The organism is Halorussus amylolyticus, assembly GCF_004143485.2.
GTDB lineage: Archaea > Halobacteriota > Halobacteria > Halobacteriales > Haladaptataceae > Halorussus > Halorussus amylolyticus.
The window spans coordinates 81,897-93,254 of the sequence record NZ_ML974138.1 but is presented as its reverse complement, the minus strand read 5'-3'; the positions used below and the strand labels follow the sequence as shown (position 1 = coordinate 93,254).

At 64.4% G+C, this 11,358-nt stretch carries 9 protein-coding genes; 7 read left to right on the top strand and 2 right to left on the bottom strand.

Translation table 11 applies throughout. The features are described from left to right. Window positions 1-325 precede the first annotated feature (325 nt). Window positions 326-2,458 (bottom strand): CHAT domain-containing protein, encoded by a 2,133-nt coding sequence (locus EKH81_RS15210; protein ID WP_132058823.1) that lies wholly within the window; start codon window positions 2,456-2,458, stop codon window positions 326-328. An 84-nt stretch (window positions 2,459-2,542) separates the two neighbouring features. Next, window positions 2,543-3,295 (bottom strand): DUF7504 family protein, encoded by a 753-nt coding sequence (locus EKH81_RS15205; protein ID WP_132058822.1) that lies wholly within the window; start codon window positions 3,293-3,295, stop codon window positions 2,543-2,545. Between the two features lie 436 nt (window positions 3,296-3,731). On the opposite strand from EKH81_RS15205, the gene EKH81_RS15200 reads away from it, so the two are divergent. The 7 genes from EKH81_RS15200 (at window position 3,732) to EKH81_RS15170 (ending at window position 11,278) form a co-directional block, all read left to right on the top strand. After that, on the top strand, window positions 3,732-4,412 hold the full coding sequence (locus EKH81_RS15200; protein WP_132058821.1) for a helix-turn-helix domain-containing protein: 681 nt from the start codon (window positions 3,732-3,734) through the stop codon (window positions 4,410-4,412). A gap of 71 nt (window positions 4,413-4,483) precedes the next feature. Continuing rightward, complete coding sequence (locus EKH81_RS15195) at window positions 4,484-5,851, top strand: ABC transporter substrate-binding protein (protein ID WP_132058820.1); 1,368 nt, start codon at window positions 4,484-4,486, stop codon at window positions 5,849-5,851. A gap of 30 nt (window positions 5,852-5,881) precedes the next feature. Beyond that, window positions 5,882-6,793: a carbohydrate ABC transporter permease gene (locus EKH81_RS15190; protein ID WP_132058819.1), complete on the top strand. Its 912-nt coding sequence runs from the start codon at window positions 5,882-5,884 to the stop codon at window positions 6,791-6,793. 55 nt (window positions 6,794-6,848) lie between these two features. Beyond that, window positions 6,849-7,721, top strand: coding sequence for a carbohydrate ABC transporter permease (locus EKH81_RS15185; protein WP_132058818.1), 873 nt, complete (start codon window positions 6,849-6,851; stop codon window positions 7,719-7,721). Beyond that, window positions 7,722-8,849, top strand: coding sequence for an ABC transporter ATP-binding protein (locus tag EKH81_RS15180; RefSeq protein ID WP_132058817.1), 1,128 nt, complete (start codon window positions 7,722-7,724; stop codon window positions 8,847-8,849). A gap of 3 nt (window positions 8,850-8,852) precedes the next feature. Continuing rightward, window positions 8,853-10,205: a CaiB/BaiF CoA transferase family protein gene (locus tag EKH81_RS15175; RefSeq protein ID WP_132058816.1), complete on the top strand. Its 1,353-nt coding sequence runs from the start codon at window positions 8,853-8,855 to the stop codon at window positions 10,203-10,205. Continuing rightward, on the top strand, window positions 10,202-11,278 hold the full coding sequence (locus EKH81_RS15170; RefSeq protein ID WP_132058815.1) for a LeuA family protein: 1,077 nt from the start codon (window positions 10,202-10,204) through the stop codon (window positions 11,276-11,278). The genes EKH81_RS15175 and EKH81_RS15170 overlap by 4 nt, the downstream gene beginning before the upstream one ends. The last annotated feature ends 80 nt before the right edge of the window (window positions 11,279-11,358 follow it).

Sequence of the window (11,358 nt, the reverse complement as noted above, 5' to 3'; positions counted from 1 at the left end):
GGCCCTCTTTTGGTTGTGGGGGGGGCGGGGGGGGGTTTCGGCCGGGGGGGCCCCACCCCGACGCTGTGCGAGAGTTTAAGTGACACACGGGTGAACATCTTAAAGAAGTAGTGTTTTTGGACTTTATACTTAATTTTTCTTATTGACAATATTTAGAAAATTAGATAGTTACACATCCGTGAGTATTATCTGTGATGTCGAAAAAGTCAGACTGTACGAACTGGATTGTCGAACACCCAAAACTACTGAGCGCGCTTTGGTTACTGATACTACTTCTGACAGTGTCTATGCCCGTGCTCGCTGATGGTGGTATGAAAAGCGGTCCCTAATCTTCATCCAATAAAAGCTCTCCCCACGTTAATTCACCGTCTAATACTAGCGGTGCTGACCATTTTGGAATTGTTTTTTCCAACTCTTCTTTATTTATTGTCCTTTTATTGCATTTACCACTTGCGATATAGTATTTATCTATATATTCTGCGTATGAAATAACTATTGTACCAATGCTGTGAGTCCGTAGGGGGTAGGTATAGAATTCTGCTTCCCATTCACCTGCCCTGTTTGAAACCTCTGTTAGATGATAAATAAATGGAATCCCGTTATTACACTGCGCGAGTTCCATTCCTGGGTCCCCCATCACCACGTACTGATTCCCGAGCGACGTGTACTCCCGGACGATTTCCATCGCGTGACCGATGCTGAAGCCGTGATAGAACAGTCTCGCCAGCGTCTCGCCGACTTCGATTGCGCCCGAGTTCCACAGGTCCGCGAGGCTCACGACCGCCGCGTTCGCTCCGGCCTCCACGAGCGCGATTCCCTGGTCGTGCGACCGACAGCCGTTGAGGAGGACGGCCGTCGCGCCCGTCTCGTCGATTTCCTCGGCGTCGAGGACGCCGTCCGGGCACTGGAACCCCCGGCCGTCGATGTGGCCGATGAAGTGGAACATGTCGCTCTCGCGGGCGAGCAGGTCCCGGAGGTCGTCAGTTGTGACTCCGAACTCGCAGGTCGCGCTGACCTGCACGTCGTCGCGGTCGGCGTAGATTTCCGACACCGTCTCCCACTCCTCGCGCATCTCCTCGTCGTTGCAGACCACCGTAATCTCGACCACGCCGTCGGTCGGCGCGGGCGTCTCGTTCGCGAACGCCGCGGGAAGGAGCTTGGTGCCCTGAATCGGTGTCCGGTCGCCAATCCACGCCTGTTCGAGCGCGTCGGTCTCCGGAAGCGGGGTGTAGCCGCCGTCGCCGGGCACGCCGCGCGCCGAGTTCCCGCCGTCTTCGGTCCCGCTCTGGGACAGCTCCGGGCTTCGGACTCCCACCGACCGTACGAAGTCGCCGGTCGCTTCGCCGGTCCGGCGCTGGGTCTCGCTCGGGGTCCACGCGTCGTCGCCGACCGCGTTCACCCGGACGACCGAGAGGTCGTTGACGACGTACGGCAGGAGTTCGACCGGCTCGGGTCCGGGGTCGGTCTCGACGTGGGTGACCCGGTGCCACGTCGGGAGCACGTCGTCGAGCGCGTCGTCGGGCACCGCGAGGTAGGCCGCGAGTCGCTCGCCGAACGGCGCGTCGTAGAGCGCGGCGAAGTCGAGGTCCACCCGCGATTCGAGGACCTCGCGCTCGTGGAGGTCGTCGGGGTAGTAGCCCTCGGTTCGGGTCACGCAGTCGAGGAGGACCGTCCGCTTGAGGAGACGTTCGGTCTCGTCGGCCATTGCCGAGAGGTCGTCGCCGAGGTGGTGGGAGGCCCCCGATTCGGTGGTCAGTCGAGCCGTCTCGCCCGCCACCACCTCCGCACCGAGGTAGTACGCCAACGGCGCGACCGTGTAGACGTGGCCGTACTCCGGCGGGAGTCGGATTTCGACGCCCGTCTCGGGCGATTCGAGACCCTTCGGAACGATGAGTTCGTCGCCGCGCTCGACGCGGGGCGGATGGCCCCGCAGGGTCGGCCACGCGCGCTCGGGCGACGTCGTCTTGAGCGAGGACGAAAACGCCGAAATCGCCTCCATCATCGCCTCGGGGTCGTCGGGCACCGTGACCGTCGCGGCGGGCGAACTGTGGTACGACCGCGCGCCGATTTCGACCGCGGTGCGCTCGCCGAACTCGAAGTGAAGCGAGTCGGCGTCGGTCCCGACGCCGACCGCGCCCGCGACCCGGACGTACACCTTTATCGGCCCGTGAAGTTCCAGCAGGTGCTCGCCCGCGGGAAACTCGCTCGCGGCGGGCGGGTCGATGGACTCCCGGTGAGTCCCGTCCGGCGCGCGAACGTCCACCGGAATCGCGTACCGGAGCGAAAGCCGGTCGGTCCGAATCCGACACGCCGAATCGACCGGGAAGGTGAACCGGCCGGGGTCGGCGGGCGTCGGCTCGACCGACCTGCCGGTGGCGAACGTCATTCGCCGGGTCTCGATGGGGTCTACGACTTCGAGTCCGGCGGCGTCGGATAGCCGCGTAAATTCGGGGTACATAGTGAGAGCCGAGTCGAATCGTCTTCCAGTGTTTCAGTCCGCTCGCAAATATTTGCGGACGTCGGCGGGGTGATTCCGACCCGCCTACAGCGGTGTCCAGTCCATCGTGAGGTCGCGACTCGGGACCCGCCACCGCTGCTGTGCGCCGTGGTCGTACTCGTTGGGGTTCACGCCCCGGACCTCGATGACGAGGTCCACCTCGTCCACGAGCGCCTGCACGCGGTCGCTCTCGTAGGCTCCGGGGAGGACGTAGTGGGCCATCGCGTCGTGGTCGCGGACGTGTCCGCCCACGATTCTGAGACATCGCCGGACGACGTCCTCGCCGTAGTGGTCCACGAGCGGCTTGAGCGAATCGACGCCGACGCGGAGGTCGGCGGGTCGGAGGTCGGTGCCCCGAGCGAACTCCTCGATGCCATCGATTAGCGCCGACTGAAGCCCCGCCAACTCCGGGTCGGCGATGCGCGTCTCTCGAACGTCGGCGAAACTCGGCGGCGCGTCGGGGTTGCTCGCCGCCGTCATCGAGCGCGGCGCTCCGGCGTGATTCAGGATGTGGACGGTGTCGGCGAGCGGACACGGCAGTTGCTCGGCCGCGGGAAGGCGCTCGACGATGCTCTCGATAGTCGCGTCGGTTGCGGCGACGAGCCGATAGCGGACGGTGTCGTCGTCGCCCAGCAACTGCGCGCTGGTCCGCGTGAACAGACGGCGGGGTGCGTCTCCGACCACGAGAATCGTACAGCCCGTCTGCTTCAGTCGATTCAAGTGGCTTCGAAACTCGGTGAGTTCGTCGTCGGATGTGGTCTCGCTCTGCCCGCGTCCGTCGCTGCTGTCCGTCGCCATTAGCTCTCTTGGTACTCCCTTTCACGGAGTTCATTTATAATACTTGTCCTTCGGAGGATACGTGTGATAATTCCGGTGAACTTAGCATTCAAATGATGCTTATGCCCTGGCCGTGACGATTCGCCCGCGTCCTGTTTTCCCTGTCTCGGTAGGATAAGTAACAACTTATTGTTATACTTCTGGTCGTATTGGGAATTTGTCTAGTATCTCACTTTCCAAGCCGTCTCGAACACGCCGGGCGGCGTCCGCGCCGAATCGGTGTGGAACCGTCCGATTCGTGTCGAAGTAGCTCGTTCAACCCCTCACCGAAATGCCGAATTTACATACGACTGCCAAATCACACTCCAACACGGTTTTCTTTTGTAATCCTATGGATGTGTGGGCTGAAAAATCGAATACCAACAGTTATTGCGCTCCGTATGATAACTGTTGTCAGATGTTCCGGGCCAAACTCTACCTAGATCTCCAGACCGACTGCGTCTTGAGCGAGGTCACGAACCGGTGGAACACGACGTTCGCGGTGAGCCACGAGGAGGTCATCGAGGACGAACACATCACGTTCGTCATCGACGCCGAGGACAAGGTCGAGGAGTTCGTCGATTCGTTCGAGACCGCAGCGCAGGTGTCGAGCGTCGAGCGAGTGGACGAGACCCACCTCAAAATCACCAAGCGGGCGTGCGGCGCGCTCCCGGTAATCCGGAGCAATCACGGAATGATGGAGTGGTGGGACCAGGTCAACGGCACCCAGCGCGTGTTCGACATCGTGGTGTTTCGACGGAGCGACCTCCGGAACATCGTGGCCGAACTCCGGGAAATCGGGTCGGTCCATCTCGCCCAACTCACCCCGTATCGCGCCTCGGAAACCCTGCTCTCCGACCGGCAGGCCGAAGTCGTGGAGACCGCGCTTCAGGGCGGCTACTACGAGTGGCCGCGCGAGGCCGACGCCGAGACGCTCGCGGCCGACCTCGATATCAGCCACACCACCTTCCTCGAACACCTCCGAAAGGCCGAGCGAACCCTGCTCGAAACCGCGCTCAATCAGAACAACCGAAGCGGCGTCTCGTCTCCGGAGGACCGACAGTTCATGCTCGGGTCCGGGGCGCACGCCGACGATTGAGACGGAGTATTTAAAGAACCAACGTGTGAAGGGGAGAAGGCCATCATCGTTTGGTATGGTTATTCAACCCCATGAGGGACGACTCATCGACGAGACGACGATTTCTCCGTTCGGCCGCAGTCGCGACGACGGTGGCCGCTGCGGGATGTATGGGCGATTCGGGCGAGGGTTCACAGGACACCACGCAATCGGACGGCTCCGACGATTCGGACACCTCCGACGATTCGAGCGGCGGTGACACCTCCGACACCATCACGTACCTCTCGGACCGTGGCGACTCGAAGGAAATCATCGACCAGATAATCGCGGAGTTCGAGGACGAATACGACTACACGGTCGAAGTCACCTACACCTCGAAAGGCACCTCGACCGACGAGCAGTTGGAGAAGATGCGCGCCGCCGGGAATCCGCCGGACATCATCTTCGACACCTCCTCGGACGCCTACCGATACCAGCGCGACGGCGACGCCGCGCCGGTCAGCGACGCGGTCCAGGGTACCGGACTCCCGGACCCGGTCAACGTCGACGGCGAATCCTACTTCGCGCCGACGATGGTCGAACCGCTGATGGGGTGGTATCGGAACGACCTCTACGACGAGAACCCCACGACGTGGGAGACGTGGCAGTCCGAGGCCCAACGCGTGACCGAGGAGGAGGACATCGACGGCTACGTGGTCCAGACCGGCCAGACCAACAACGCCGACACGTCGATTACCCAGTACCACTGGCAGAACGACGTGCAGATTTATTCGGGACCGTCCGACGACATCCAAGTCACTATCGACGACGACGACAACCGCGCGGCCGCGGTCGAGACCTACGAGTGGATACAGTCGATGGCCGAGTCCGCGCCCAACGGCGCTGGCTGGGAGTGGGGCGACGGCATCTCGGCGCTCCAGCAGGAGAACGCCGCGGCCGCCATGAGCGTGGGCGGTCTGCCGATTCTCACCATCCAGGCCAACCGCCCGGACCTCGTCGAAAAGCTCACGCCGACCGCGTTCCCGGTCCCGGACGGCAAGGGACAGGACAAGTGGTGGGCGTACATGGAGGGCCACGTCGTGTGGAACTCCGGCAGTGCCACCGAGGGCGCGAAGCAGTTCGTGGACTTCTTCAGCAAGTCCGACAAATTCATGGACTTCGTGCTGTCCGCGCCGCTGTTCCAGTTCCCGCCGACCCGCGAGGGACTCGACAGCGACGCGGTCCAGAACAACGAGACGATTCAACAGCATCCCGAAGTGATGGACCTCGTCCGGGACAACTGGGACTCGTTCACGTCGATTCTGGCGACCGGCGACGACGGCGCGCCCAACATCGTCGCGGCCGACGCCTACGGCCAGCAGGTGATGGGTCAGTCCGCCGAGCAGATGATAGTCGGCGGACTCTCGCCCGACGAAACCGTCGATTGGGTCGCCGACGAACTCCGGAGTCTGCAGGACTAACACCCATCTCAACTTCCACTACAACATTCCATGAGTACGGTACAATCCGTCAAGTCCTCGTTCGGGAAACTGGACGAGCGACGGCTCTTGCTGCTCGCGACGTTCGTCCCGTTTGCGGCGTTCTTCACGCTCGTGTGGGTCATCCCCATCGGGTACGCGCTCGGGATGAGCCTGTTTCAGAATCCGACCGCCGACGCGGTGTTCGTCGGACTCTCGAACTACGTCGAGATTCTGACCGGCGAGGAGTTCCTGCTGTTCCTCTGGAACAGCGTGCTCTACGCGGTTTCGACCACCGTGCTGAGCCTCCTCGTCGGCCTGAGTCTCGCGCTCGTCGTCAATCAGAAGATTCGAGGCGGGAACGTTTTGCGGACGATGATGATTTTCCCCTACCTCCTGCCCACGCTCGTCGTCATCTTCATCTGGAAGTTCATCCTCGACCCCAACATCGGCGTGCTGAATCAGTGGCTGGTCGAGTGGGGCGTCATCGCCGAACCCATCGCCTTTTTCTCGACCATCCAGTGGGCGATGGCCGCCGTCGCGGTCACGAGCGTCTGGAAGTTCGGTTCGTTCGCCTTCTTCATCCTGCTCGCGCGACTGCAGGCAATCGACCCGAACCTCTACGAGCGCGCCCGCGTCGAGGGCGCGTCCACGTGGCAGGCGTTCCGCGACATCACGATTCCCCACCTTCGGGGAGCTATCCTCATCATCCTGCTCGTTCGGGGCATCTGGATGTTCAACAAATTCGACATCATCTACCTCTCGACCCGCGGCGGGCCGCTGAACGCGACCACTACGCTCCCGATTCGGGTGTACGAACTCGCGTTCAACGGGCCGAACTTCGGCGGCGCGACCGCGCTCGCCGGAATCATGTTCTTCCTGCTCGCGGGCGTGGCGGTCGTCTACTTCAAGGTGTTCGAACCCGAGAAGGAGGTGGCTCACTGATGCCCGTCGAACTGGCCGGACTTCCGACAGTTCTCGAAACGGAGGTGACCCCCTGATGGCGCTCGGCGAAGGCGCGGCGGGGTCGATACTCCCCCAGTCGCTCCAGACCCGACTCAAGCGAATCGCGGTGATTCTCACCGCGGCGCTCGTCGCGATTTTCGTGACGATTCCGGTGTACATCATGGTCGCCATCGCGGTCCAGTCGCCCGCCGACGTGTTCCGCGGCGGCACCGTCCACCTCATCGTGGACACCCTGACGTTCCGGAACTTCCGGGTCCTGCTCGAAGACACCAACACGGTCCAGTACTTCATCAACAGCCTCATCGTGACTGCGGGCGCGACCACGATGTCCACCGCGCTCGCGGTGGCGGCCGGATACGGACTCACCCGGTTCGAGTTCACCGGCAAGACGCTCGCGGCGCGCGCGGTGCTGTTCGCGTACATGTTCAGCCCCATCGTGCTGGCGATTCCGCTCTACGTCATCTTCTACTCGCTCGGCCTGCTCGACAGCTACTTCGCGCTGACGATGGCGCTGACCGCCATCTCAGCGCCGTTCACCATCTGGCTCATGTGGCAGTACTTCCAGACGGTTCCCATCTCGCTCGAAGAGTCGGCGTGGATTCGGGGCGCGAGTCGGACTCGCACCCTCTGGGACGTGGTGCTGCCGGTCGCGCGACCCGGCTACATCTCGGCCGCGATTTTCTCGTTCGCGGTCGCGTGGAACGACTTCACTATGGCTCGCGTCGTGATGAGCAGCGACGAGATGTACACCATCACGGTGGGAGCGAGCCTCTTTCTCGACCGCGTCACCATCGGGTGGGGCGAAACGATGGCGGTGTCGCTGCTCATCAGCATCCCGCCGTTCCTCATCGCAGTGTTCCTCCAGAACTACCTGCTTCAGGGGTTCAACGTCGGAGGTCTCGAATAAATGGCACGCGCAATTCACCTCGATTCGATTCGGAAGGAGTATCGGACGGCAGGCTCGGTCCACGTCGCGGTCGACGACCTCTCGCTCACGATTCCCGAGGGGTCGTTCACGACGCTCGTCGGACCGTCCGGCTGTGGAAAGACGACCACCCTCCGGATGGTCGCAGGGCTGGAGACGCCCACGAGCGGCGAAATCGCGTTCGGCGACGAGGACGTGACCGACCAAGCGCCCCAACAGCGCAACTGCGCGATGGTGTTCCAGTCAATCGCGCTCTACCCGCACATGACGGTGCGCCAGAACATCGGCTACGGGCTGAAGGTTCAGGGCGTCCCGAAGGCAGAGCGCGACCCCAAGATAGACGAGGCGGCCGAGACGCTCCAGATTACCGAACAGCTCGAAAAGATGCCGTCGGAGCTCTCGGGCGGCCAGCAACAGCGCGTCGCGCTTGGCTCGGCGTTCGTCCAAGACCCCGACGTACTCTTGCTCGACGAGCCGATGAGCGACCTCGACGCGAAGCTCAAGGCCGAGCTCCGGGTCGAAGTCCAGCGACTCCATCAGGAACTCGACGCGACGGTCCTCTACGTCACCCACGACCAGACCGAGGCGATGACGATGAGCGACCAGGTCATCCTGCTCAACGAGGGCCGACTCGAACAGTTCGCCCCGCCGGGCGAACTGTTCGACTACCCGGTGTCGGACTACGTTGCCCGGTTCATCGGCACGCCCTCGACGAATCTCCTGCCCGCCGTCGTCGGCGAGCGCGACGGCGCCTACGCGCTCGAAGGCGACGGCTTCGCGGTGTCGGCTCCCGCCGACATCTTCGCGGACAGAGTCGGCGAGTCGATTACCGTCGGCGTTCGCCCGCAGTACCTCTCCTCGGAGGGCGGCGAGTACGAACTCACCGTCGTCGCGGAAGTGGTCGAACAGCTCGGCACCGAGTTCGTCGTTCACGGCCACACGCCCGACGGCACCGCGGTAGACGTGGTCTCGACCGAGTTCGGCGGCGTCGAACACGGCGACGAACTCCGGGTCGGCTTCGACCCGGCGGACCTGTTCGTCTTCGACGCCGAGGGCCAGACCCTCTGCCACGGCGACGACCTCACGAAATCCCCACCGCAGTCACACTAAACGATGCACGACGACGACACTCGCCCCACGAAGAGCCAGCCAGACGACGACCGTAGCGACTGCGACGAGCGCCGGGACCGCGCCGCACGGCGCGGTCCCGGCGCTCGGGTCCGAAGGGAGGACCCCCGCGTCAGAACCGACGGCGGCCGAGTCGCGCCCGAACTCCTGCCGGGCGGCGACGGCCGCCCGCTCTCGGACGTGACCGTCCTCGAACTCGGCCACATCATCGCCGGGCCGTTCTGCTCGATGATTCTGGCCGACCTCGGCGCGGAGGTCATCAAGGTCGAACACCCCGAGTACGGCGACGCGGTCCGGGACACGAGCCCCATCGGAAACAGCTCGTTCAACTACGTGAACCGGAACAAACTCGGCGTCTCGCTCGACCTGAAATCCGACGAGGGCCACGCCATCTTCGCCGACCTCGTCCGGGAGGCCGACGTGCTGGTGGAGAACTTCGCGGCCGGGACCGCCGACCGCCTCGGCGTGGGCTACGACGACTGCCGGGAAATCGACGACGGACTCGTCTACTGCTCCATCAAGGGGTTCAACCCCGGGCCGTACGAGGAGTTCCCGGCGCTCGACCCGGTCGCCGAAGCCCTCTCGGGCGTGATGAGCGTGACCGGCCACTCGGGTCAGCCACCGGTCAGAAGCGGGACCAGCCTCTCGGACATGGCGGCGTCGCTCTACGCCGCGGTCACGGTTCTCGGCGCGGTCCGCCAGCGCGACGCGACCGGCGAGGGCCAGCACATCACGGTCCCGTTGTTCGAGAGCACGGTCGCGCTGATGGGCTACTGGCTGGCGTACACGCAGGCCTACGACGACGTGCCCGAACCGATGGGCGCGAGCCACCCCGGGTGGGCACCCTACGACGTGTTCGAATCGGCCGACGACAGGTGGGTGTTCGTGGGTCCCTCGTCGGACCGCCAGTGGCGGCGGTTCTGCGACGCGCTCGACCTCGACCTCGCGGAGGACGACCGGTTCGCCGAACTCCAGAGCCGACTCGACAACCGCGAGGAGCTTAACGAAATCGTGTCGGCCACCTGCGCCGAACTCGACGCCGACGAAATCGTCGCGCGCCTCCAAGACGCGAGCGTCCCGGTCGCACCCGTCAACGACACCGAGGAGGTCTGTGACGACCCCCACCTCCGCGAGACCGACGCGCTCGCCGAAATCCGCGCCACCGAGGGGGACGGCGACCGGATTCGAACGCCGAGATTCCCCGCGAAGGCGACCGGCTTCGACCGCGTCGAATCGACCGACCCGCCCGAACTCGGACAGGACACCGACGCGGTACTCGGCGCGCTCGGCTACGACGCCGAGGAGATTTCCCGACTCCGCGCGGAGGACGTGGTGTGAAGCTCCTCGACCTCACGCTCAGGGAGGGCGAACAGCGCCCCGGCGTCAGCTACTCGGTGGACCAGAAAGTCGAAGCCGCCCGCGAACTCGATTCGCTCGGCGTCGAGTACGTGCAGGTCGGCTTCCCGGTCGCCGACGACCGGACCGCTCGTGTCTGTGCGCGCGTGGACCTCGACGCCCGAATCACGGGAATCGCCCGCGCGGTCCCGGGCGACGTGGAGGCCGCGCTCGACGCGGGCGTGGACGTGGTGGACCTGTTCGCGCCCACCAGCGACCGCCAACTCGACGGCGTCCTCGGAAAGGGTCGCGCGGAACTCACCGAGGCGGCGGTCGAAGCGGCCGACCTCGCGCGCGACGCCGGGGCCGAGGTCCACTTCAGCGCGATGGACGGCTTCCGGACCGACCCCGCCGACCTCGACGCGATTTTCGACGCGGTGGACGCCGACTGCTACACTGTCGCAGACACCGTGGGAAGCCGAACGCCCGCGGGCGTGACCGACCACCTCGAAGCGCTCGACACCGACCTCTCGACGGTCGGGGTCCACTTCCACGACGACCTCGGAGTCGCTACCGCGAACACGCTGGCGGCCGCGCGTCTCGGGGTCGCCAAGGCCGACGTGTCGGTCGCTGGCATCGGCGAGCGCGCCGGAAACGCCTCACTGGAGGAAACCGTCGCCGCGGCCGCCGTCGGCGACGAGAATGTCGAAGTCGAACTCGACGCGAACGACCTCCTCCCGGTCGCTCACGCGGTCCTCGACGCGCTCGACGAGGACGTGGAGTCGGCCAAGTCGCTCCTCGGCGACGAGGTGTTCGCCCACGAGTCCGGACTCCACACCGCCGCGATGCTGGACGACCCGGCCACGTTCGAACCGTTCGACCCTGCCCGGTTCGGCGGCCAGCGACGACTCCTGTTCGGGAGCGCGTCGGGCCGCGGCGCGGCCCGACGCCTGCTCGAACGGGCGGGTCGGGAACCGACCGGCGACCGAATCGCGGCGCTCCTCGACCGCCTCGGGGCGGTCGAGGAGGAGCTGACGGTCGAGGAGGCCGTGGCGCTCGCCGAGGAACTCGACTGAGGCGTTCGGAGTCACGGACGATTGGGGGTGGACTGAAAACGACCGGTGAGACCGTTCGGAAACGGGGCCACGATACAGCG

What these genes read in the sequence shown, in the direction of transcription:
- EKH81_RS15185 (WP_132058818.1), top strand. Translation starts at nt 6,849, where the DNA reads ATGGCGCTCGGCGAAGGCGCGGCGGGGTCGATACTCCCCCAGTCGCTC.
- EKH81_RS15205 (WP_132058822.1), bottom strand. Translation starts at nt 3,295, where the DNA reads ATGGCGACGGACAGCAGCGACGGACGCGGGCAGAGCGAGACCACATCC.
- EKH81_RS15210 (WP_132058823.1), bottom strand. Translation starts at nt 2,458, where the DNA reads ATGTACCCCGAATTTACGCGGCTATCCGACGCCGCCGGACTCGAAGTC.
- EKH81_RS15200 (WP_132058821.1), top strand. Translation starts at nt 3,732, where the DNA reads ATGTTCCGGGCCAAACTCTACCTAGATCTCCAGACCGACTGCGTCTTG.
- EKH81_RS15190 (WP_132058819.1), top strand. Translation starts at nt 5,882, where the DNA reads ATGAGTACGGTACAATCCGTCAAGTCCTCGTTCGGGAAACTGGACGAG.
- EKH81_RS15175 (WP_132058816.1), top strand. Translation starts at nt 8,853, where the DNA reads ATGCACGACGACGACACTCGCCCCACGAAGAGCCAGCCAGACGACGAC.
- EKH81_RS15180 (WP_132058817.1), top strand. Translation starts at nt 7,722, where the DNA reads ATGGCACGCGCAATTCACCTCGATTCGATTCGGAAGGAGTATCGGACG.
- EKH81_RS15195 (WP_132058820.1), top strand. Translation starts at nt 4,484, where the DNA reads ATGAGGGACGACTCATCGACGAGACGACGATTTCTCCGTTCGGCCGCA.